The sequence below is a fragment of the Roseateles sp. GW821-FHT09G03 genome, assembly GCF_059416045.1.
Genome location: NZ_JBWKOK010000001.1, coordinates 1,095,838 through 1,118,275 on the forward strand (window position 1 = coordinate 1,095,838; position 22,438 = coordinate 1,118,275).

Annotated in this window: 20 protein-coding genes; 6 read left to right on the forward strand and 14 right to left on the reverse strand. The window is 68.6% G+C overall.

Annotation, left to right across the window (positions count from 1 at the left end; all coding sequences use genetic code 11):
- Nucleotide 1 precedes the first annotated feature (1 nt).
- The 6 genes from aroC to surE all read right to left on the reverse strand — a co-directional run bounded on the left by aroC (nt 2) and on the right by surE (nt 6,670).
- On the reverse strand, nt 2-1,111 hold the full coding sequence (aroC, locus tag AC07OZ_RS04850) for a chorismate synthase (protein WP_495466018.1): 1,110 nt from the start codon (nt 1,109-1,111) through the stop codon (nt 2-4).
- A 102-nt stretch (nt 1,112-1,213) separates the two neighbouring features.
- A complete protein-coding gene (rlmD, locus tag AC07OZ_RS04855; RefSeq protein ID WP_495466019.1) occupies nt 1,214-2,767 on the reverse strand; it encodes a 23S rRNA (uracil(1939)-C(5))-methyltransferase RlmD in 1,554 nt (517 codons plus the stop codon).
- Nucleotides 2,768-2,864: 97 nt separating this feature from the next.
- The gene (gene rpoS / locus AC07OZ_RS04860) at nt 2,865-3,821 is read right to left on the reverse strand and encodes an RNA polymerase sigma factor RpoS (RefSeq protein WP_495466487.1); all 957 of its coding nucleotides are present in this window, start codon (nt 3,819-3,821) and stop codon (nt 2,865-2,867) included.
- A gap of 305 nt (nt 3,822-4,126) precedes the next feature.
- A complete protein-coding gene (locus AC07OZ_RS04865; protein ID WP_495466020.1) occupies nt 4,127-5,005 on the reverse strand; it encodes a peptidoglycan DD-metalloendopeptidase family protein in 879 nt (292 codons plus the stop codon).
- 67 nt (nt 5,006-5,072) lie between these two features.
- Nucleotides 5,073-5,918 (reverse strand): protein-L-isoaspartate(D-aspartate) O-methyltransferase, encoded by an 846-nt coding sequence (locus tag AC07OZ_RS04870; RefSeq protein ID WP_495466021.1) that lies wholly within the window; start codon nt 5,916-5,918, stop codon nt 5,073-5,075.
- Nucleotides 5,915-6,670 (reverse strand): 5'/3'-nucleotidase SurE, encoded by a 756-nt coding sequence (surE, locus tag AC07OZ_RS04875; protein WP_495466022.1) that lies wholly within the window; start codon nt 6,668-6,670, stop codon nt 5,915-5,917. Before surE ends, AC07OZ_RS04870 begins: the two co-directional genes overlap by 4 nt.
- A 117-nt stretch (nt 6,671-6,787) precedes the next feature.
- On the opposite strand from surE, the gene AC07OZ_RS04880 reads away from it, so the two are divergent.
- The 3 genes from AC07OZ_RS04880 to AC07OZ_RS04890 all read left to right on the forward strand — a co-directional run bounded on the left by AC07OZ_RS04880 (nt 6,788) and on the right by AC07OZ_RS04890 (nt 9,039).
- Entirely contained in the window at nt 6,788-7,765 is a 978-nt protein-coding gene (locus tag AC07OZ_RS04880) for an NADPH:quinone oxidoreductase family protein (RefSeq protein WP_495466023.1), read from the forward strand.
- Between the two features lie 116 nt (nt 7,766-7,881).
- Nucleotides 7,882-8,622 carry a LuxR C-terminal-related transcriptional regulator gene (locus AC07OZ_RS04885; protein WP_067272720.1) on the forward strand — a complete coding sequence of 247 codons (741 nt, stop codon included), beginning with the start codon at nt 7,882-7,884 and terminating at the stop codon, nt 8,620-8,622.
- Between the two features lie 12 nt (nt 8,623-8,634).
- Nucleotides 8,635-9,039: a hypothetical protein gene (locus tag AC07OZ_RS04890; RefSeq protein ID WP_495466024.1), complete on the forward strand. Its 405-nt coding sequence runs from the start codon at nt 8,635-8,637 to the stop codon at nt 9,037-9,039.
- A 63-nt stretch (nt 9,040-9,102) separates the two neighbouring features.
- Here AC07OZ_RS04890 and AC07OZ_RS04895 read toward each other — a convergent pair whose 3' ends face one another.
- The 4 genes from AC07OZ_RS04895 to AC07OZ_RS04910 form a co-directional block, all read right to left on the reverse strand.
- A complete protein-coding gene (locus AC07OZ_RS04895) occupies nt 9,103-11,514 on the reverse strand; it encodes a TonB-dependent receptor plug domain-containing protein (protein WP_495466025.1) in 2,412 nt (803 codons plus the stop codon).
- Nucleotides 11,515-11,600: 86 nt separating this feature from the next.
- Nucleotides 11,601-12,074: a DUF1828 domain-containing protein gene (locus AC07OZ_RS04900; RefSeq protein WP_495466026.1), complete on the reverse strand. Its 474-nt coding sequence runs from the start codon at nt 12,072-12,074 to the stop codon at nt 11,601-11,603.
- Between the two features lie 167 nt (nt 12,075-12,241).
- Nucleotides 12,242-13,177: an AEC family transporter gene (locus AC07OZ_RS04905; protein ID WP_495466027.1), complete on the reverse strand. Its 936-nt coding sequence runs from the start codon at nt 13,175-13,177 to the stop codon at nt 12,242-12,244.
- Between the two features lie 10 nt (nt 13,178-13,187).
- Nucleotides 13,188-13,814 carry a GNAT family N-acetyltransferase gene (locus AC07OZ_RS04910; protein WP_495466028.1) on the reverse strand — a complete coding sequence of 209 codons (627 nt, stop codon included), beginning with the start codon at nt 13,812-13,814 and terminating at the stop codon, nt 13,188-13,190.
- Between the two features lie 146 nt (nt 13,815-13,960).
- Here AC07OZ_RS04910 and AC07OZ_RS04915 point away from each other — a divergent pair, with 146 nt between their 5' ends.
- Entirely contained in the window at nt 13,961-14,251 is a 291-nt protein-coding gene (locus tag AC07OZ_RS04915) for a YciI family protein (RefSeq protein ID WP_495466029.1), read from the forward strand.
- A 71-nt stretch (nt 14,252-14,322) separates the two neighbouring features.
- Here AC07OZ_RS04915 and AC07OZ_RS04920 read toward each other — a convergent pair whose 3' ends face one another.
- A complete protein-coding gene (locus tag AC07OZ_RS04920; RefSeq protein ID WP_495466030.1) occupies nt 14,323-15,288 on the reverse strand; it encodes a GlxA family transcriptional regulator in 966 nt (321 codons plus the stop codon).
- Nucleotides 15,289-15,347: 59 nt separating this feature from the next.
- Nucleotides 15,348-16,604, reverse strand: coding sequence for an MFS transporter (locus AC07OZ_RS04925; protein ID WP_495466031.1), 1,257 nt, complete (start codon nt 16,602-16,604; stop codon nt 15,348-15,350).
- A 351-nt stretch (nt 16,605-16,955) separates the two neighbouring features.
- Here AC07OZ_RS04925 and AC07OZ_RS04930 point away from each other — a divergent pair, with 351 nt between their 5' ends.
- Entirely contained in the window at nt 16,956-18,599 is a 1,644-nt protein-coding gene (locus AC07OZ_RS04930; RefSeq protein WP_495466032.1) for a glycoside hydrolase family 64 protein, read from the forward strand.
- A gap of 168 nt (nt 18,600-18,767) precedes the next feature.
- On the opposite strand, the gene AC07OZ_RS04935 is transcribed toward AC07OZ_RS04930, so the two are convergent.
- Complete coding sequence (locus AC07OZ_RS04935; RefSeq protein ID WP_495466033.1) at nt 18,768-20,837, reverse strand: S9 family peptidase; 2,070 nt, start codon at nt 20,835-20,837, stop codon at nt 18,768-18,770.
- 121 nt (nt 20,838-20,958) lie between these two features.
- The gene (locus AC07OZ_RS04940) at nt 20,959-21,894 is read right to left on the reverse strand and encodes a spherulation-specific family 4 protein (protein ID WP_495466034.1); all 936 of its coding nucleotides are present in this window, start codon (nt 21,892-21,894) and stop codon (nt 20,959-20,961) included.
- A gap of 272 nt (nt 21,895-22,166) precedes the next feature.
- On the opposite strand from AC07OZ_RS04940, the gene AC07OZ_RS04945 reads away from it, so the two are divergent.
- Nucleotides 22,167-22,433 carry a hypothetical protein gene (locus tag AC07OZ_RS04945; RefSeq protein WP_495466035.1) on the forward strand — a complete coding sequence of 89 codons (267 nt, stop codon included), beginning with the start codon at nt 22,167-22,169 and terminating at the stop codon, nt 22,431-22,433.
- Nucleotides 22,434-22,438 lie beyond the last annotated feature (5 nt).

Consider the following 22,438-nt stretch of genomic DNA (forward strand, 5'->3'; position numbering starts at 1 on the left):
CTCAGGCTCCGTTCGGACGCTGGCCCGCGATGGCAGGGATAGGCAACTCGACGTCCGCGCATTGCGCGCGGTCCATCAGCACGTGGTCGATGACGACCAGCGCCAGCATCGCCTCCGCGATCGGCGTCGCGCGGATGCCGACGCAGGGATCGTGGCGGCCGAAGGTCTCGACCGTCGTCGGTTCACCGGCGCGGTTGATCGACGCCTTCGGCGTTCTGATCGAGCTGGTCGGCTTGATCGCGATCGACACGCGCAGATCCTGCCCGCTGGAAATGCCGCCCAGCACGCCGCCGGCGTTGTTGCTGGCGAAGCCCTGCGGCGTCAGCTCGTCGCCATGCTGGCTGCCGCGCTGGCGCACGCTCTCGAAACCGGCGCCGATCTCGACGCCCTTGACCGCATTGATGCCCATCATCGCGTAGGCGATGTCGGCGTCGAGCTTGTCGAACAGCGGTTGGCCCAGCCCGGCCGGCATGCCGGTGGCCTCGACCATCAGCCGCGCGCCGACGGAGTCCCCGTCCTTGCGCAGCGCGTCCATGTAGTCCTCGAGCGCCTGGATCTGCGAGACGTTCGCGGCGAAGAACGGGTTCTGGCCGACATGCTCCCAGCCCTCGAAGGCCAGGTCGATCTCGCCGAGCGCCGTCATGCAGCCGCGGAAGCCGATGCCGAGCTCCTGCTGCAGCCATTTGCGGGCGACCGCGCCGGCCGCCACCATGGGCGCCGTCAGACGTGCCGACGAGCGCCCGCCGCCGCGCGGGTCGCGCAGGCCGTACTTGCGCCAGTAGGTGTAGTCGGCGTGGCCCGGGCGGAAGGTGTCGAGGATGTTCCCGTAGTCCTTGCTGCGCTGGTCCACGTTGCGGATCAGCAGGCAGATCGGCGTGCCGGTGGTCAGGCCCTCGTAGACGCCGGACAGGATCTCGACCTGGTCGGGTTCCTGGCGCTGCGTGACATGGCGCGAGGTGCCGGGGCGGCGGCGGTCCAGCTCGGGCTGGATGTCCGCCGCCGACAGCGCCAGCCCCGGCGGGCAGCCGTCGATCACGCAGCCGATGGCCGGACCATGGCTCTCGCCGAAGTTGGTAACGCGAAACAAGCTGCCGAAAGTGCTGCCGGACATCTGGGAACCTGCCGAGGCGGGAGAAACCGAAGCCGTCGATTCTACGAGCGGCCCCTGCCCTCGCGACTCGTCATGCGCCCCGTCTCCGACCTGGCGACCTCATTAAGCGGTCAACTCAGCGCTCGACGATGACGATGCGTCGGTCCCGGCTTCGGTGTCGACGTCGGCGCCAAGTTCGGTGCCGACTTCGGTGCCGACTTCCGTGCCGATACGCAGGGTGTCATCCGGGCCGGCGCCCGTGCCCGCCTCGGTCGCCGTTTCGCCTCGCGCGATGCGCGCCTGCGCTTCGGGATCGCGCTCGAAGACCGCGATCGACTCCACGTGCGCCGTGTGCGGGAACATGTTCACCGCACCCGCCTTGACGCAGCGGTAGCCGGCCACATGGACCAACAGTCCCGCGTCGCGCGCCAGCGTCGACGGCGCGCACGACACGTAGACGATGCGCTCGGGCGGCGTCCAGCCCGGCGCCAGCGACGGATCCTTGATCAGGTCCGCCAGCGCCTTCACCAGCGCGAACGCGCCCTCGCGCGGCGGATCGATCAGCCAGCGGTCGGCCACGCCGTCGGCGGCCAGTTGCTGCGGCGTCATCTCGAACAGGTTGCGGGCGACGAAGCTCGCCTTGTGATCGAGCCCGTTGCGCACCGCGTTCTCGCGCGAGCGCTGCACCAGCGCCTCGCTGCCTTCGATGCCCAGCACCTCGCGCGCCTGCGTGGCCAGCGGCAAGGTGAAGTTGCCGAGGCCGCAGAACCAGTCGATGACGCGCTCGCCCGACTGCACGCCCAGCAGGCGCAGCGCTCGCCCCACCAGCACCGTGTTGATGTGGTGGTTGACCTGCGTGAAGTCGGTCGGCTTGAACGGCATCAGCACGCCGAATTCGGGCAGCGTGTAGGCCAGCTCGGGACCGCCCGCGTCGAGCAGGTGCACCGTGTCTGGCCCCTTGGGCTGCAGCCACCATTGCACGCCGTGCTCGGCCGCGAAGGCGCGCAGCCTCGCGACGTCGCCGGGGCTCAGCGGCTCCAGGTGGCGCAGCACCAGCGCGATGACCTGCGTGCCGTCGGTGTCGCCGATGGCGAGCTCGATCTGCGGCAGGCGGTCGCGCGCGTCCATCGCGCCGACCAGCTCGCGCAGCGGCATCAGCATCGCGCTGACCTTCTCCGGCAGCACCTTGCAGACCTGCATGTCGGCGATGTAGCGGCTCTTGCGCTCATGGAAGCCGACCAGCACGTGGCCCTTCTTCGGCACGTAGCGCACCGACAGGCGCGCGCGATAGCGGTAACCGGTGGCCGGCCCCTCGATCGGACGCAGCAGCGCTTCGGCCCTGACCTTGCCGAGGTGCCAGAGGTTGTCCTCGAGGACGCGCTGCTTCACCGCGACCTGCGCGCCCGGATGCAGATGCTGCATCTTGCAGCCGCCACAGGCGCCCGGATGCAGGCCGAAATGCGGGCAGACGGGGCGCACGCGCTGCGAACTCTCGCGGCGCATCGCGACCATCGCGGCCTGTTCCCACTTGTTCTTCTTGCGGCCGACGGCGACCTGGACTTCCTCGCCGGGCAAGGCGCCCTCGATGAACACCACCTTGCCTTCGCTGTTGTGGGCGACGCCCTGCGCTTCGAGGTCCAGCGAGTCGACCTTCAGCCATTCCGATACATCAGTCATGGGGGCGCATTATCCCAGCGCCGCGCGGTCCGGCCGCCGCCGCTCCCGCGACGACGACAGGGCGGAACGCGACCGCGTCCCGCCAGCACCCGAAGCGTCAGAAGATCGAATCGCGGCTGATGCCCTGCCGCATCATGTTGCGCTTGAGCTTGGCCAGCGCCTCGATCTGGATCTGGCGGATGCGCTCGCGCGTCAGGCTGAGCCGCACGGCGAGGATGTCCAGCGTCTCGGGCTCGCGGTCCGCGAGTCCGTAACGGCCGGCGAGCACTTCGCGCTCGCGATCGCTGAGCGAGGCCAGCCCGCCCTTGAGCAGGTCCTCGAGTTCATGGGTCAGGCGATGTCCCGCCGGATCGACGGCCTGTTCGTCGGCCACCAGGTCCAGCATCGACTCGCCGCCTTCGCCGTTGCGGTCGACCGGAGAATCCAGCGAGCTCGGCAGCTCCGCATAGGCCAGCAGTTCGGCGATCTCGTGGACCGGCCGGCCGAGCGCCTGCGCGACGTCCTCCGCGCGCACGCCGCCTTCGCCGCCGTGCTGCGCCGCGACCGCCTCCAGCGCACGGCGTGCCTTCAGCACCTGATTGAGTTCGCGCACGATGTGCACCGGCAGCCGCACCAGCCGCGCCTGATGCATCAACGCGCGCTCCACCGCCTGGCGGATCCACCAGCTGGCGTACGTCGAGAAACGGAAGCCGCGTTCGGGCTCGAACTTGCCGATCGCGTGCATCAGGCCGAGGTTGCCTTCCTCGATGAGATCGCTCATCGGCAGGCCGCGGCCCAGGTAGTTCTTGGCGATGCTGACGACGAGCCGCAGGTTGTGCTCGATCATCGCCTGCCGCGCCTCGAAGTCGCCGGCGCGCGCCTTCACGGCGGTGTCGTACTCCTCCTGAGGCGTCAGCAGCGGCGTGCGCCGGATGTCGCGCAGGTAGGCCTGCAGGGCGTTGGTAGCGTCGCCGTCGGCGGGGCCGAGATCGCCCTTGCCGGACTTGGCCTTGCCCTTGCCGTCCTCCGACTCGACGCTGCGCAGGACACGCACCTCGTCGTCATCGTCGGGGATGGCCTCGGCCGCGCCGGGCGCGTCGGCGTCGTCGCGCGAGGCATGTTCGCGCTCGTCGCCGCCGTCGTGATGATCATGGTGATCGTGGCCGTCGTCATGCGCGGCGTCATGTCCCGCGTCATGTCCTGCTTCATGACCCGCCTCATGCGTGCCATCGTGGCCGGCATCGTGACCGTCCGCCGCCGCCAGCTCGGGCGGCAGCTTGAAGCGGCCCGGATGAACGGGTCGGTCCAGGCCGTCGGGCAGAAGTCCGTCAGTCGAAGAGGCGCGATGCAAGGTCATGTTGCGGCGCCTCCTTGAGCGCCTCAGCGCGCGGGCAACAACTTGGACGGATCGATCGGCTTGCCTTGCTTGCGCACTTCGAAGTGCAGCTTTACCGAATCCGCGTCGCTGGAACCCATCTCGGCGATCTTCTGGCCCTTGCGCACCACCTGGTCCTCCTTCACCAGCAGGGTCTGGTTATGCGCGTAAGCCGTCAGATAGTTCGTGCTGTGCTTGATGATGATCATGTTGCCGTATCCGCGCAACCCCGCGCCCGCATACATCACGCGGCCATCGGCGGCGGCGAAGACCGGATCGCCGGCCTTGCCGGAGAAGGCCATGCCCTTGTTGCGGACCTCGTCGAAGCCGGCGGCCACCGCGCCGGACGCGGGCCAGCCCCAGCTGATGTCGTCGTCGTCCTTGGTGACGGCGGGTGCGGGCGGCGTCGCGGCGCCGCTCGCGGGCGCCGAGGCGGCCGTGGTCGTCGTCGCCGGAGCCGGGGACTTGCCATCCAGCGGACGCGTCTCCACCTTGGAGGTGGTCAGCGGACGGGTCGTCGCGGCGTTCGGATCGAGGCCCGGCGGAATCACGCGCAAGACCTGACCCACCTCGACGAGGTTGGGGTTGTCCATGCCGTTCCATCTCGCCACGTCGCGCCAGCCCTGGCCGTTGTCCATCGCGATGCGGATCAGCGTGTCGCCGGGCTTGACGGTGTAGTAGCCGGGCTTGCCGGCGTTCTCGGCACCGGGCAGCGGTTTCGATTCCGGGGCCGGCGTCACCGCCGTGCCGGGAATGGCGGGCGCGCTCGCCTTGCCGACGGGACGGTCTTCCACCGGCGCGCGGTGCGGGGTGTTCTGGCAGCCCGTGAGCGCGAGCACCGCCACGGAGACCCAGAGCAGCGGGGAACGGAAGAGTTGTTGCATGCGCGAAGTTGTCATTTGGAAAGCCGAAGCGCGGGAGCCGCATCCAGACCGGATGGTGGCCGGCGCGCTACAGGACCCCTGATTTTAGGGGCACGAACAGGACGGCCTCATGCAGGCTGCGCAGGAAACGCGAGCCCGCGGCGTCGCGGACATGATCGATCAGGACCAGGACTTGCCCCCGGCCGCTCGGCGCGGTCATGGGCGCCACCAGACGGCCGCCGGGCGCGAGCTGGTCCAGCCAGGCTTGCGGGATGTCGTCGCCGCCGGCGGCGGAGATGATGCTGTCGTAGGGCGCGGACGGCCGGTGGCCGAGCATGCCGTCGCCGTAGACGAGCCGGATCTGGTGATGCCCCACGAGGTTCGCGCGCGCCTTGTCGTGCAACGGCTTGAGCCGCTCGACCGACACGACCTGCTTCGACAGCTGCATCAGCAGCGCCGCCTGGTAGCCGCAGCCGGTGCCGATCTCGAGCACCTTGCCCAGATGGCCGCGTTGCCGCGCGCCGGGCGCGTCGAGCATCAGCGCCATCATCCGGCCGACGACGGACGGCTTGGAGATCGTCTGCCCATGGCCGATCGGCAGGCTGGTGTCCTCGTATGCCTGCGTGGCGAGCGCGGAGTCGACGAAGTGATGGCGATGCACGGTGGCCAGCGCCTGCAGCACGCGCTCGTCGGACAGCCCTTCGCGACGCAGCCGCTCCACCATGCGTTGACGCACGCCGGCCGAATCGAGGCCCAGCCCGATCGGCGTCGTCTGACGCGCCTTGATCGCGGCGGCCTGCTGCCAGTGGCCTTGCGGCTTGAGGGGCTCGCGCGCCTCGGCGGCCGCGGCCGCGCTCGGCGCGCCGGGTCGCGTCGACCCGAGCTTGTCCAGCGACAGCGGGAATCGCTTGGGCCGGGGCGGCAACGAGGTCATGGACGGCCGTCGGTCTGCAGTTGCTGGCGCCAGTGGCCGAGCGTCGCATGCTCGGTGAGGTCGACCTGCAGCGGCGTGACGGACACGGCGCCGTTGGCGGTCGCATGGAAGTCGGTGCCCTCGCCCGCTTCGCGCTCGGCGCCGGCGGGGCCGATCCAGTAGATCATGTCGCCGCGCGGGCTGCGCTGCTGGATCGTGGCTTCGCTGGCATGCCGGCGGCCCAGGCGGGTGATGCGACGCGGCAAGGACGTGGCGTCCGCGCGGTTCGGAATGTTGACGCTCAGCAGGAAGGCCGTGTCGAGCCCGCCGGCGATGACGTCCTGGATCAGCGTCCGCATCACGGCCGTGGCGGCGTCCAGGTGGCCCCAGCCCTTCTCGACCTGCGAGAACGCGATCGACGGCACCCCGAAGAGGTAGCCCTCGGTCGCGGCGGCGACGGTGCCCGAATAGAGCGTGTCGTCGCCCATGTTGGCGCCGTTGTTGATGCCGGAGAGCACCAGGTCGGGTTTGTAGTCCAGCAGTCCGGTCAGGGCCAGATGGACGCAATCGGACGGCGTGCCGTTGACGTAGCGGTAGCCGTTGGAGGCCGTGTACACCGACAGCGGCCGGTGCAGCGTGAGCGAGTTGGACGTGCCGCTGGCGTTCTGCTCGGGGGCGATGACTTCGACCGTGCCGAGCCCTTCGCAGGCACGGACCAGGGCGGCGAGTCCGGGGGCCAGGTAGCCGTCGTCGTTGGCGATGAGGATGCGCATGGGCGGCATTGTAGGCAGCCCGTCACCCCGGCGACGCGAGGGTCCACCCGCGCTGCCTATCATGCGCCCGACGACCCCGGCACGGGGCGCGGACCCAATGGAATGAGGAGACGAGACATGAAGGCATGGCTGTGCGAGAACCCGGTCGGCGTCGAGGCGCTGCAGTGGAAGGAACTGCCCTCCCCGCAGCCCGGCCCGGGCCAGCTGAAGGTGGCGATCAAGGCCGCGAGCCTGAACTTCCCCGACCTGCTGATCGTCCAGAACAAGTACCAGATGAAGCCGCCGCTGCCCTTCGTGCCGGGCACCGAATTCGCGGGCATCGTCGAGGCCGTCGGCGACGGCGTGACCGGCTTCAAGCCCGGCGACGCGGTGGCCGCGTTCACCGGGACGGGCGGTTTCGGCACCGAGGCGCTGGTGCCCGCGGCGCTCGCGCTGCCGCTGCCCCCGGGCTTCCCGTTCGAGGACGCCGCGGCCTTCATCTGCACCTACGCGACCAGCCACCATGCGCTGATCGATCGCGCCGCGCTCCAGCCCGGCGAGACGGTGCTGATCCTGGGCGCGGCGGGCGGCGTCGGCACGGCGGCGATCCAGATCGCGAAGGCGGCCGGCGCGCGGGTGATCGCGGCGGCCTCGTCGGACGAGAAATGCGCGCGTTGTCGCGAGATCGGCGCCGATGCCACGATCAACTACGCGAGCGGCTCGCTGCGCGACGAGATCAAGGCCCTGACCGAAGGCAAGGGTCCGGACGTCATCTACGACCCGGTCGGCGGCGACCTGGCGGAGGCGGCCTTCCGCTCGATCGCCTGGCGCGGGCGTTACCTGGTGGTCGGGTTTGCCCAGGGCAGCATCCCGGCGCTGCCGCTGAACCTGGCGCTGCTGAAGGGGGCCTCGCTGGTCGGCGTCTTCTGGGGAGAGTTCGCGAAGCGCGAACCCAAGCGCAACGCGGCGATGATGATGGCACTGGCCCAGTGGTACGCGGCGGGCAAGATCCGTCCGGTGATCGACCAGGTGCTGCCGATGGAGGAACTGCCGCGGGCCTTCGCGCGGATGGCCTCGCGGCAGGTGGTGGGCAAGCTGGTCGTCGTCAACGCCTGACGGTCCGCCGCGGCCGGTTGCCGACCGCCGGTCGCCTCCCGCCGACACCCTGTTTCACGGGGCATGCAAGCCCGGGGGGCGCTGCTAGGATGCGGCCAGCTATCGCTCCCCACACCATGGCCGTCAAAGTTCTCATCGTCGAAGACAACCCCGTCGCCCGCAGCTTCCTGTGCCGCGTGGTGCGTGAAAGCTTCAGCGACGGCATGGAGATCACCGAGGCCGGTGACCTGGAGGGCGCCCGCCGGAATCTGGCGAAGGTGGAAGCCGAGTCGCCCGCGACCGGCTACAAGCTGATCATGATCGACCTGGAGCTGCCGGACGGCAACGGCATGGAGTTCCTGGGCGAGCTCGCCGGCAAGCCGGCGGTGAAGATCGTCACCACGCTCTATTCGGACGACGACCACCTCTTCCCCGCCCTGCAGCGCGGTGCCGACGGTTACCTGCTGAAGGAAGACCGCTTCGAGGTGCTGGTGGAAGAGCTGCAGCGCATCGTGCGCGGCCAGCCGCCGCTGTCGCCGGCGATCGCGCGCCGGCTGCTGTCGCACTTCCGGCCGGGCTCGACCGGCGATTCGGGCCCGATGGGGCTGAACTCCGGCTTCGGCAGCCTGACCTCGTCGGCCACGCCCAGCACGCGCGGCGTCACGCTGGATCCGGTGCCCGAATGGGAACGCCTGACCCCGCGCGAGAACGAGGTGCTGACCTACCTCAGCAAGGGGTTCACGATCAAGGAGATCGCGAACCTGATGGGCATCAAGTGGTTCACCGTGAACGACCACATCAAGAGCATCTACAAGAAGCTCAACGTGTCGAGCCGCGCGGAAGCGGCGGTGCTCGCGTCCAAGCAAGGCCTGGTCTGAGTTGCTCGACGCATGCGCAGCACGCTGGACCTCAACGGCCATGCCGTTCACCTGCTCTCCGTCACGGGCGAGAACTCCTTCAACGGCGTCATCGAGGGCAACCCCTACCTCCAACGGAAGTGGCGTGTCGTGATGGGCAGGAAATGGATGGAACAGCCGGGTCATCTGGTTCACGCGATCGACGACATGGAACGCGAGCTTGCGGCGATGGACAGTCGTCACGAGGTGTGGGGCCCGATCGAGCGCTGGGAGGCTGTCGTTGCCGATCAGATCGATTTCGGAGCATCGACGCAGCGCATGTTGTCGTTGCGCTGGTATCAAGAAGGCGGCGACCCCATGGCGCGACTTCAAGAGATCATTGCCGGCCTCGACTTCCGTGCGCTCGCCGTCACAACCCCTGTCGACCTGTCCGAATGAATGGATGCCTGTCCCGCTGCGCCGGTCTGGCGTCAGCGCGGATGAGTTGATCGCAGCTCACGCTCACCAGCGATAACCGGCTTTCGCGTAGTACTGGCGACCATTCGCCCCGAACGGCGAGAACTGGTTGTAGGCCAGGATGCCGCCGACGGCGTTCGGCGTGATCACTCGATCGGGGTAGCGGTTGGTGACGTTGTCGACCCCGGCGCTGAGCGACCAGGCGCCCTGCTCCCATCCCGCCGACAGATCGAGCAGCCACGCCGGCCCGAAGGTCTGGTCGTTGGCCGCATTGGACTGGCGGATCACGAAGCTGCCATAACGGCTCGCCGCCGCGCGACCGATCCACGGCCCCCAGCGATGCTCGGCGCCGAGCACGAGCTTGTCCTTCGGCGACCCGATCGTGGCGCGCGCCAGCGAGACGCGGTCGATCAGCTCCAGGTTGTTGGCGGTCAGGATGGCCGGGTTGTCGTCGACGTGCCGGATCGAGTTCTTGTTGTGGTTGTACGCCACCGTGTACTGGCCTCGGCCCGCGCTGCCCCACTCCTGCTGCCAGGTGCTCACGATGTCCACGCCACGCGTGCGCGTGTCCAGCGCGTTGGTGAAGTAACGTCCCGCGCTGACCAGCACGCCCTGCGCCGCCAGCTGGTTGCGCAGCGCGGCGGGCAGCGTCAGGTTGGCCGACAGCAGGATGCGGTCGTCGATGTCGATCTGGTAGACGTCGACCGTCGTCTGCCATTGCGCCAGCGGCAGCAGCAGCAGGCCCAGGCTCACGTTGCGCGACTTCTCCGCCTTCAGCGGCCTGGCACCGAGCGCCGCCGCGGGAGCCGATTCAACCGGGAAGGTGCCGGCATCGACCAGCGCGCCGTTGATCAGGTTCGTCGACGTGGTGGCGAAGTACTGCTGCGCCAGCGACGGCGCGCGGAAGCCGGTGGAAACTGTGCCGCGCAACGCCACAGCCGGCGACCAGACGTAGCGTCCCGACAGCTTCGCCGAGGTCGCGTTTCCGAAGTCGTTGTAGTGCTCGGCGCGCAGCGCGGCAGAGGCGCTGAAGGCCTTCGTCACCTGACCCTCGAGGCTGGCATAGGCGGCGATGTCGTGGCGCGAATGCGCGCCGGCGTTGCTCGGCTGGAAGCCGGGGAAGCCGGAGGCGCCGCCGCTCTGGTACGACGCGGGTTCGCCGGCGTCGATCTCGTAGCGCTCGCGACGGGCCTCGGCGCCGAGCGCCAAGGTCCACGGTGCGGCGAGTCCGATATCGACCTCACGCGACAGATCCAGGTTCAGCACCGTCTGCTGGTTGCTGAGCCGGCCGGCGTCGAAACGCGTCGGGCTCGCGTTGCCGAGCGAGTAGTTGGCCGTGTTGGCCACGTCGATGTCGAACCGGTTGCGGCCATGGTTGATGCTCGCGTCCCAGGACCAGCCCGCGAGGTCGCCGCGCACGCCGGCGACGATGCCGGTGTCGACGGTGGAGCTGTCCTGCAGCGGCAGGAAGCCCTCGGGGTACAGCCCGGCCACGTTGTTGGCGACGGCGGTCGCGCGGGTGCGCCAGAACGCGGCGGAGACCGTGTCGCGATGGCTGAGCGTGGCGACGGCATAGGCCTGCAGGCTGCCGGTGAGCGCGATCTCCGCGTTGATCACGGCGGACTGCTGATGGCTGTCCGGATCGCCGAGGCGGTTGTTGACCTGACCGAAGCGCGGCTCGGTCGCCGCTTCGCGCGTGTCGACGCCGGCGCGGTTGGTGCGCTGCTGATGCCGGTTCTCGAGCGCGAAGCGGACCCATCCGTCCTGCCCGAGCGCGAAGCCGGCGCTGGCCGCCTCGGTGTGGCGGAAGCCGTCGCCCGAGTCGGTCTGGCCGACCTCCGCGTTGACGCTGCCGCCCTTGGCGCCCTTCTTCAGCACGATGTTGATCACGCCGGCGATCGCATCGGAGCCGTACTGCGCGGCGGCGCCGTCGCGCAGGACCTCCACGCGCTCGATGGCCGCGAACGGGATGGTGTTCAGATCCGCCGGCGCGGAGCCGCGGCCCTGCGTGCCGTTGATGTTGACGACGGCCGTCGTGTGGCGGCGCTTGCCGTCGATCAGCACGAGGGTCTGATCGGGCGAGAGCCCGCGCAACTGGGCGGGCCGCACGGCATCGGAGGCGTCGGTCAGCGACGGACGCGGGAAGTTGAGCGAGGGCAGCAACTGGCCCAGCGCGGTCGCGAGCTCGGAGGTCCCGGTGCGTTGCAGGTCGGCGACGCTGAGGACGTCGACGGGCGATTCGGATTCCGCGACCGTCCGGTTCACGCGACGCGTGCCGGTGACGACGACCTGCTGGAGCTGATCGCCGGAGGCTGCGGCGATCGACGGCGACGCTGTCTGGCCTTGAGTCTGGGACTGGGCCCGCGCAGCGGGCGCGAGGCTGGCGATGGCGGCGAGCGCAACGGCGCTCAGCGGAATTCCGGCGATCAGCGGGCGGAAGGACGAACGAAGGGACATGGGGACTTTCGGCGATTCATCAGTCACGACAACCCCATAGCCTGCGGGCGTTGGCGTGCCCGGCCAACGAAGGTCCGCGCACATGCTCATGCGAAGGTCGATGTCGACAAGGTCCGGTCGACATCGGCGCGATCGTTCTGGTCGTCATCAAAGGCCGAAGCAACACGGCAAGGTGTCCACAAGCCCAAGGACTCAATCCGAGTCATCGCAAGGGCCAACTGAAAGAGCGAACTGATCACGCCTTCCCCATCGGAGAGCACGAAGAGTTCGCCGTCATCCTCAAACACCCCAGACTCACGCAACACTTGATCGAACAATTGCCCGCGAGCGCCGCCCAACATGACCTGCAGGTCGTTCTCGAAGCTCAGGCGCATCAGGGTGGTCGCTTTGTCGCTGATGCGCCAAGCTGCCCCCTGCGGCTTGAGTTGGGCCACGAGTCCATCTCCGTCGCGCCAGTTCCACGGCAAGGCCACAGTCATTGCGCCCTCACGTTCATGGCCTTGGACGATACGACACAGCGACTGGTTCAACTGCTTCTGAAGATCGGCAACGGTGGACATCGGCGCTCCAAATCAAGTGCGATACAAGGTCCGCGAATCGGTTGCCAATGCGGCGTTGCTCGCAGAACCCACTGCCAGTCTAGGCAGGGTCCGGAGAGCTCCATTCCAACGACTCGGCAAGAACGCAACAACGCTTGCCGGCTGATCTGGAGTGGCTTGGACTCGTGTTATCGCAGCTGCGTCAGCACCACCGCCAGCGTCCCCAGCGACAGCACCGTCGACACCAGCGTGGTAGTCGACGAGACCCCGACGTCCCGTCGGTAGAACTCCGCCAGCATGAACGGCCCGGTGCCGGTCGGCAGCGCGGCGAGCAGCACGGCCGCGTCCGCGCTGTGCGGCGGCAGCATGAAGACGTGGTTCGCCAGCCACCACGTGAGGCCCGGCAGCGCGAGCAGCTTCACCGCCACGAGCGCCCAGGCGGTGCTGCGATCAGCGCGACGCACCGGGCAATCGGCGAGGAACACCCCCAGCGCCACCAGTGCGCATGGCGTCGCCGCCTGGCCGAGCAGTTGCAGGAAGGTGTGCGCCACGGCGGGCAACGCAACACCTGTCCCCGACCACGCCGCACCGAGCAGCGGCGACAGCACCAAGGGATGCTTGAAAGAGCGCCACAACGCCGCGCCTACCCGGCTGGCCCGGCTGCGCTCGCCGCCCTGCAGGCCGAGCTCGATCAGCACGATCGCCACCGAGAACAGCACGCACACGACGATCAGCGTGGCGATCGTCGCTTCCACCTGGCTGCCGCGGCCGAAGACCAGCAGACACAGCGGCAGCCCGACGTAGCCCGTGTTCGAGTACGACGCCGCCACGGCCTCGACCGAGGCATCCGCCATCGGTCGTCCGGCGCGCAGTCGCACCAGGAAGACCGCCGCGAAGATCAACGCCGTGGCCAACCCGAAGGCGCCGACGAAGCCCGGCTGCCACAACGCTGTCCAGTTGCTGTGCGCGGTGATGTCGAAAAGCAGGGCCGGCAATGCCAGCCACACGACGAAGGCGTTGAGCACGCTCGCGGCGTTGCCGTCGAGCAGCGACAGCCGCCTCGCGCCGTATCCCGTCGCAATCAGGCCGAAGAGCGGAAGGAGGATGGTGAGCGTCGCGAGCATGGGTGGCGCGTCACGTCGCCGGCCGCTGGGTCTCCCCCCATTGCGGATTGATCAGCGCGAAGGTCTCGTGATCGCGCCAAGCGCCGTCGATGAACAGGTAGCGCGGGCTGAAGCCCTCGCGCCGGAAACCGAGGCGCTCCAGCACGCGACGGCTGCGCGCGTTTTCCGGCCGGACCGACGCCTGCACGCGATGCAGCGACACCGCCGGACCGAAGGCTTCGTCGAGCAGATGCGTCAGCGCCTCCTGCATCAGTCCGCCGCCGACGCAGTTCTCATCCAGGCTGTAGCCCAGCATCGCGCTCTGGAACACGCCGCGCACGACGTCCGACAAGGCGCACACGCCGATCACGCGCTCGGGCTCCTCGACCTGCGAGAGCCAATAGCGCCAGATCGTGCCCGCGTCGAAGGCGGCCTCCTCGCGGGCGAGGCGGGTGCGAGTCGTCTCCAGCTCCCAGTGATTGGCCGGACGCGTCGGATCCCAACGGGCGAAATGCGCGAGGTTGCGTGACTGGTAGTCGATCGTGGCCTCGGCCAGCGCGGGAGCGGAGGCCCGCATCAGCAGGCGCTCGGTCCGCAGCAGCTTGAGCGGCAATCCAGGGCGGTAGTCGACCGGGGTATCGGCAGGAGGAACAGGCATGGCGCAACTGTAGTCGCCCGGTCCGTTCGCGAAACCCGATGTCGCAATCCACGTCAAAGATGTCGTTTGTGACCGTTCATACCTCTGAGCGCCGTCGATAGAGTTCACTTCGCTTTCCAACCCTTCGATCTGACAAGGAGCTCACCATGAAGGTTCTCGCCATCGCTTCCCCCACTGCGTCGCTGACGCCCCAGGCGATCGAGTCGCACATGCCCGCCGAAGTCCACGACACCGTCCGCCTCTACCTCGGCGGCAAGGTCGAGCAGTTCTGGTTCCAGGAAAAGGCCGGACCGATCTTCCTGATGGACGTCGCCTCGCTCGAAGAGGCCAAGGCCACGCTGGACGCGCTGCCCCTGGTGGCCGACGGGCTCATGAGCTATGAACTGCGGCCGGTCGTGCCGCTGATGCCGCTCGCGCGACTGATCCCCTCGAAGTGATCCCCGCGAAGTGATCACGACGAAGTAGTCCCAACGTCGGACTCGACCCGGCGGACGCGGCCCCGCGATGCTCAGCGCAGATCGTTGCGCAGCTCGCGGACGCCGCGTCCCAATCGCTGGCGCAGCAAGGTCCCCAGCGTCGCGCCGTCGGCGTAACCCACCTCCGCCGCGATGGCTTCGAGGTCCAGCCCGCTGCCGTGCAGCAGCGACTGGGCGCGCTCGACGCGCAGGTCCTGGAAGTAGTCCAGCGGCGACTTCCCCAGCACCGCCTGGCAGCGCCGCTGCAAGGTGCGCGCCGTCGTCGCCAGCGCGCCGGCGGCATCCTGCAGCGAGAACCCGTCCTTCAGCCGCCCGCGCGCCCACCGCTCGAAGCTCAGGATCAGCGGATCCGACTGCGCCAGGTGATTGGGAATGATGTACGGCGCCTGCAGGCTGCGGATATCCGCGAGCAGGTAGCGCGACACCAAGGCCGCCAGTTCCGGACTCGCCTTGCGGATCAGCCACAGCGCGAGGTCGAGGTGACCCATCGCCGCACCGGCCGTCACGCCGACATCGGTCGGCACCAGCATCCGGGACTCGTCGAGCGCCACGTTCGGGTAACGCTGACGGAACAGCGGTGAGAGCGACCAGGTCGTCGTGGCCTCGCGGCCGTCGAGCAGCCCCGCTTCCGCGACCACGAAGGTCCCGATGCAGGACGCGCCGATCGGCACGCCCTTGGCGTGCCAGGTCCGCAACTGATCCATCGCATCGGCCACGTCGCGCCGTTCGAGTGCGGGCAGCAGCCGGTCGGGCGTCGTCGCGGCCAGCGCAGGAAGCACGACCCAATCCGGCCGCGACCTCGACGAGATCTCCTGCACCGGCACAGTCAGCCCCTGGCCCGATCGCACCCGCTTGCGCACGCCGACCACCGTCACCTCGAAGGGCGGGGCCAGGCCCGGCAGCAGCGCCGACAGATTGTTGGCGGCGCGCAGCGCGTCCAGCGTCACCGCCAGGCCGGTGTCGAAGTGGCCCTCCAGTGCGAGCACCGAAACCTTCATGTCGCAATCCACCTGTTGATCATGGATTGCGACTCTACCAGCCGACGACTTCCGGAAGATCAGCGCGGAGGCGCTGGCGGCACCTTCGCCGCTGCCGACGATGCCGCGGCCGCTGCACCCGCATTCCGCGCCGGGATCCACATGCCCAGCAAGGTCGCCGCCAGCATTGCCAGCAGCCCGGTGACCGCGATGCCCCCGGCCAGCGACGCCGTCGCCACCAGCGCCGACAGCAGCGCGGGTCCGCAGGACCCGCCCACGTCGGACAGGAAGCGCCACACGGCGAGGAAGTAGGCGCGGCCGTGGCGCGGCGCGTGGTCGGCGCCCAGCGTCATGATCAGGCCCGAGCCGATGCCGTTGCCGAAGCCGATCGCCGTCGCGGCGATCAGCAAGGTCGTGAAGCCGACGGTGAACGGCATCGCCAGCAGCGCCAGCCCGATGATCGCCATCGACGGCACGGCCACCCAGCGGCGGCCCTTCAGGTCCATCACGCGGCCGGCCGGATAGAACAGCAGCATCTCGATGCCGCCGGAGATGCCGTAGATCAGCGAGGTCACCGCCGGCGCCAGCAGCAGGTGGTCCGCCCACAGCGGGATGACCGCCTGCCGCGACGCCCGCACCGCGCTGACCAGCATCACGCCCAGGCCCAGCGTCAGGAAGACCCTGCGATGGTCGGCCACGATGGTCTTCAGCGAGACCGGCGCCGGCGCGGCCGCGCCCGCGGGATGCGGCGGCACTTCCAGGTCCGGCAGCCGCGCGCCGATCGCCGCTGCGGCCAGCACGCCCGCGATGCCGACGCCGAACGCCGCCTGCAGCCCGAACGCATGCACCGCCGCCGCCGAGAAGAACGGCCCGATGAACATGCCGATCCGCATCACGCCGCCCAGCGTCGACAGCGCCCGCGCGCGGTAGGCGGCGGGCACGGCCTCGGTCAGGTAGCTCTGCCGGGCCAGGTTGTAGACGGCCTGGGACATGCCCACCATGAAGCAGCCGATGCCCAGCGCCAGCACGCCGGGCAGCAGCACGGCCAGCGCCATGCCCAGCGCGCTCCAGACGCCCGCCGCCACGATGGCCCAGCGCTCGCCCCAGCGGATCGTGATCACCGACGCCGGGATATTGTTCAGCAACGATCCCAGCCCGATCAGCGTCACCACGAAGGCCGCCATCGACACCGACGCGCCCAACTCCCGAGCCATCAGCGGAACGATCGGCAGGATCGCGCCCTCGCCCAAACCGAACAGCATCGACGGCCCGAATGCGGGCACCGCGATCCTGCGGAACGAGAACTCGGCATCAGACGTTGCGGAAGGTGTCGACATCGGCGGTAGCGGCAACTGGCAAAGGCGGCCATGACGATAAGCGAGGTCCATGCCAGCGGACGGCGCTCCTCGCCCGCAGCCCCCATTTCAAGCCTCTTCGGCCCCCGCGGCTCGCCCGGACATCGCACCGGCCCTCACGCCACGACTGCACGACACCCGCCGCCCCGCCGCTTTCAAGCCGTTGCAATCCAATACCTCGAAATTGTGAAAGCGCTTTCAGAATCCACGGCTTTTGCCTAGGATGGTTGGCGCAGGAGAGAAGTCGCGGGACCCGGATGAGCGTCGCAGAGCGCCTCCCGGACTGCGTCGATCGGTGCCTCCAGCACACCATCGAAACCTCTTGGAGACTTCATGAATCGCCTCCTCTCCTGGCTTGGCGCGTGCCTGGCCTTCCTCGTGCTGAGCTTCAGCGTGCCGACGACGCAGGCGCAGTCCAATGCGAGCTTCTCGCACGGCGTCGCGTTCAACGGCAGCCAGGCCACGCTCTGGTTCAAGTCCAACGTCGCCACGACCTGGGTCGATGCCCACTACCAGTTGAACGGCGGCGCGCAGCAGAACCTGCGCATGCCCTTCAACGGCGGCGCGGCGCGCTACGAGCTGGCGCTGCCTGGCGCCGCGGCCGGCACGCGCGTGGACTACTGGTTCACGTACAACAACGGCAATCCGGCCTATGACAGCGCGCGCTTCACCGCGACCGTCACGGCCGGCGGCGGCACGACCGATCCGGGCACGCCGACGAATCCCGGCAACCCGGGCAACCCCGGCAATCCGGCCGACTGGAACGCGAAGACCACCTTCAAGATCGAGAACGCGACCAACGGCCGCTGGCCCGATTCGCAGGTCTACTGGGCCATCATCGGCAAGAGCTGGCAGACGGGCGAGTTCGTGCACGTCGATGCCGGCGGCAACATCGTCCCGATGCGCCTGTCCGACAACACCGTGACGAAGAACGGCCGCAAGTACGCCAACTACTTCTTCCCGCTGTCGCAGACCAAGCAGATCACCATCCCGCCGGTCAACTCGGCGCGTGTGCTGATGTCGGTCGGCAGCCCGATGTTCATCGAGGTGAACACCGACGGCGCGGGCAACATCGCCTACGCCGGCGCCAACATCGAGAACTCGAGCGATCCCAACCTCGACGTCATCTTCGACTTCGGTGAATTCGCGCTGATCCCCAAGGGCCAGCCGGACCAGGGCATCTTCATCAACACGACCCGCGTGGATCACTTCGGCTTCCCGCTGAAGCTGCGCGTGCAGGGCCTGGGCGGCTATGACAAGACGGTCGGCGAGCCGCTGACGGAATCGCGCGACACGCTGTTCACCAAGTTCCAGCAGGAAGTTCCGGTCGAGTTCCGCAGCCTGGCAGACCCCAACTTCGCCAACGTGCCGTACCGCACCCGCATCCTGGCGCCGGCGCATTTCACCTTCCGCCCGGGCGACGTGAACGGCGCCTACCTGGACGGCTACATCGGCGACATGTGGAACCGGTTCAAGACGCAGGACCTGGTCTTCACGCTGGACAACCTGGGCACCTTCCGGGGACGCGTCGACGGCAGCACCAACCGCTTCGTCTTCACCGGCGGGCGTTCCAACGGCACGTACTACATCAACGGCAAGCCCAACACGGCCGAGGTCTTCCTCGGCGCGGGCAAGCTGGACGATCCGCGCAAGCCCGACGGCAGCTTCCAGGTCGACACGCCGGCCGACGCGGCCAAGTCGATCCAGCTGCAGATCCAGGCGCAGGTGTGCGCGGCGCTGAACCGCCACGTGCTGGCCACGCCGGCCGACTGGTACCGCCCGGCGGCCTTCTACCCGGCCGGCACGCGCGGCAACTGGTTCGCCAAGTTCTGGCATGACCACTCGATCAAGGGCACGGAAGGCGCCGCCAACGGCTACGGCCTGGCCTACGGCTTCGCGTACGACGACGTCGGCGGCTTCAGCCCGTCGCTGCATACGAACGCGCCGACGACGGTGACGTACACGATCGGTTGGTGAGCCAACTGGAGCGCAAGACCTGACCCCACCGCTCGGTCCGCAGTCTGCGGCTGTGTGTGGGGCCGGAATGGTGCTGGGGGTTCCCGGAGGGACGCCCCCTGCACCGTGGAGTGCCCGCGCTTGGCCTCCCGGAGTAGAAGGCCTCGCCTCCCGGCGGGGCCTTCTTCGTTACTGCGCGCCGGTCGTCCCCGCCGCGAGGTGCTTCGCCAGGAAGCGCTCCATCCGTCCGAAGAAGTCGACGTCCGTGGACAGCTTGCGCCAGCCGTGGCCCTCGCCGTCGTAGGTGACGTACTCGACGTCCTTGTGGCCGGCCTTTTCCAGCGCGCGGCGGAAGTCGGTCGCGTGGTCGATGGGGACGCGGAAATCATCGACGCCGTGACCGATGAGCACCGGCGCCTTCAGATCCGCGGCGCGTTGCAACGGCGAGGTGCGGCGCAGGCGTTCGGCGTCCTTCACGCGGTCGCCGAGCATCGCCGTCAAACCGTAGCGCTTCATGTTCTGGGTGCCGTCGCTCCAGTTCAGGCTGAACATGTACTCGAGGTCGGTCACACCGGCCCAGCTCACGCCGCAGCGGTACAAGCCGGGATCCTTGATCAGCGCCATCATGGACGCATAACCGCCATAGCTGCCGCCCGCGATACACACCCGACGCGGATCCACCCAGCCCTGCTTGACCGCCCAGGCGAGCGAATCGGCGACGTCGTCCAGCATCCCCTCGCCCCACTGCCGCCAGCCGGCGCGGAACAGCGTGTCGCCATAGCCGAGGCTGCCGCGGAACTCGGGCTCGATCACGACGTAGCCGCGCGAGGCGAGGAACTGCGGGATATCCGACCAATCCCAGGCCGTTCCGCGCACGAAGGGACCGCCGTGCACCAGCATCACCGCCGGGCGTGGTCCGGCGGACTTGCCGCGCGGGATCGTGACCTTGACCGGGAACTCCAGCCCGTCGCGGGCGCGGATGCGGCTGAGCTCGACCTGCGCCATGTCCGCGGCACGGATCCATGGCCGCGAGGCACCGAATTCTGTGAGTTGCTTCGCGCCGTGGTCATAGATGAAGTACTCGGCCGGCTGCGTATCCGAGAGCGAAGTGACCAGCACCCGCCCCGTCTTCAGACAGCGTCGGCATTCCAGCATGTTGACGCGGCCGGGCAGTGCCTGGTCGACGGCGGCCTGCATGGCCTTGAGCGTCGGATCGAACCAATGCGTGGCCCAGGCGTCGCTCTCGTAATAGAGGCCGAGGAGGCGGCGGCTCTCCGCATCGAAGATGGCCACGCCGTTGAAGTCGTAGCCCTTCAAGGACAGCAGCGGCTGGTCTTCCCGCTTCAAGGTCTTGGGATCGAGGCGGTACAGCGCCTGCGTCCCCTCGGGAGATCGGCTGACCACCAGCCGCAGGTCGCCGCCGTCGGACGCCAGCGGCGTGACGGTGGGCGAGTTCACCCAGTCGCCTTCCTGGGCCAGCGTCCAGCCGCCGTCGGCGTTCTTGAGGTACAGCGCCTGGCGGTTTTCCTCGATCGTCTGCAGCGCCCACGGCTCGCCGGTCGGGGTCATTGCCCAACCGGTGGCGTTGTCGGGCGCGCCGGGCTCCAGCGTGCGGCGCAGTTGGGTCTCGACATTCAGCCTGGCCAGCTGGGCGGACTTCAGGTCCCCGCGCGCGTCGTAGCGGCCATAACCGACGATCACCTCGCCGCTGTCGTCGTCCGGCACGCCGTAGAGGATCCATTCGTACGGCAAGGCCCGCGTGGCGATGCGGGACTCGATCCGGCTCTCCTGCGCGTAGCGCGTCAAGATCAACTGCCGGTTGGCACTGCCGTCGCGCTTCACCGTCCACAGTCCCGCCCGGTTCTCACTGCTGCGGTTGCCGGCCTGGTCCTTGCCGGAGGTGTAGACCAGCCGGTCGCTGCCCACCCAGTTGAAGTAGGCGATGTCGGAGTCGACGAAGCCGGCGACCACCGTGATGCGATTGCCCTGGTCCAGCTCGAGGACGGCCAAGGCGCTTCGGCCCTGCTTTTCGCTGCTCACCACCATGGCGATCGCGCGGCCGTCGGGCGAGATCTTCGGTCGACGGATCAGCGGGTCGCGGAAGAAGTCGGCGACGGCGGGCGGCTTGCCCTTCGGTGTCGCCTCGGCCGCAGGCGCCGTTGCGCTCTCCGCGCGGAGACCGGTCGGCAGCGAGCCGAGCGCGACCAGCACGCACAGGCTCGCCCAGGCGGCACGGCGCCACCCACGAGATTGACTCATCCCTCTCTCCCTGAAGCGAAGAAGCGCTTTTTTGAATAGGCGCATTCTTCGTGAGGTCGACCCGTGCCGGCACCGGGTCGATCCATGAGAGAGAGCCGCTCGCGCGCGTGCTAGGACGAGGTCAGCAGTTCCCGCCGCTCTTCAAGCTCTTCAGGCACCACCGCTCCGTCCCACTGGCCGTGTCATTGCCCCAATAGGTGGGCGTGTAGTTCCAGATCGGCCCGCCCCACGGCAGGCTGGGGTTGTAGGTCATGCTGGTCACGTAGACGTAATTGGCCGTCGTGCCGCGCAGCGTCGCCTGCATCTGCGCCTGCGTCGCGGAGTGGATCAGGAGCCAGGTCTTGACGTTGAGCGACGTGGCCAGGTTCTGCACGTCGCCGTTGAGCCAGCTCGCGCCGTTGAGGTAGTCCGCATACGCGGCCTCGTACATCACGATGTGCTCGCCGGACTGCGCCGCGCTGACGAAGCAGCCGCTCGCGCCCGGCCAGCCCGCGTTCCAGACCTTGATGCCGCCCGCGCCGGAGCCCGACACCATCGAGCGCACGTTGGCCCACTTCGTCGGCGTGCCGCTGCACTTCTGCGCGTCGGTCAGCGACACGTCGTCGTGCGCGGCCTCGTCGAAGAAGAAACCGTCGACGCCGCCCAGCGTGTTCTTGTAGGCCGAGAGCTCCGCCGGGATTGCGTTGTAGCGGGTCAGCTCGTCGGCGGTGTTGCGGTCGTAGCCGGTCGGCACGTAACCCAGCACCTTGCCGCCCTGCGCGCGGATGTTGGCGATGACCGCCTTCCAGTTGGTGATCTGGCTCGCGCTCAGGCCCTGCGCGCCGCTGTTGGGATTGATGACGACGTAGCTGCCGGTCGGCACCTGGCCGCCGTAGGTGCTGGCGGTCTCGCCCCAGTACGCGATCAGGCCGAAACCGGCCGGCGCGGCCGTGGCGGTGGTCGCGAAACCTGCCGCCGCGCCGGCGAGCGCGACGACGGCGGAGAGACGGGAGAAGGTGCTGGAAAACGTCTTGAGAGCCGTGTTCAGACGCGCGGTCGGCCGTGTGGCTTGCTTCATGAGGTCCCCTGGTCGTGGTGAATGACCGGGTCAGTCTAGAAAGCCATCGAATTCTTTCGAATATGGTTTACGCCACGTTTTTTTCTTTCCTTACAACATAAATCGAAAGTTTTATTTTCGATTTATGCGAAAGCGAAAACACTGACCCAGAGCTCCTGCAGCCTCCGGGCGCTTGAGGAATACTTCGCCGCTGTCGCGCTCGACACGGTCTCCCGACCGTCTCGACACCCACAAGAACGGGCGCGCATCCACACGATTTCAGGGAGCCTCAGATGACCATCACCCGCTGGATCGGCCTGCCCGTCGCGCTGGCCATCGTCGCCGCGCTGAGCACAGGCTGCGCCACGCACTCCGGAGAAACCGCGGCCAGGGAGCAGCAGGCCTCGATCGACCTGCAACGCGCCGGCGCGCGTCAGGCGAGCGGCGCCGCGCAGGACCGCAGCGACCGCGCCCGCGCCAGCAGCAACTGCGACGGCTTCCTTGAATGCGTGCTCACCGCATTGCTCCAGGGCGAGGCGTCGCCGAAGTCGGGGCGCTGAACCCG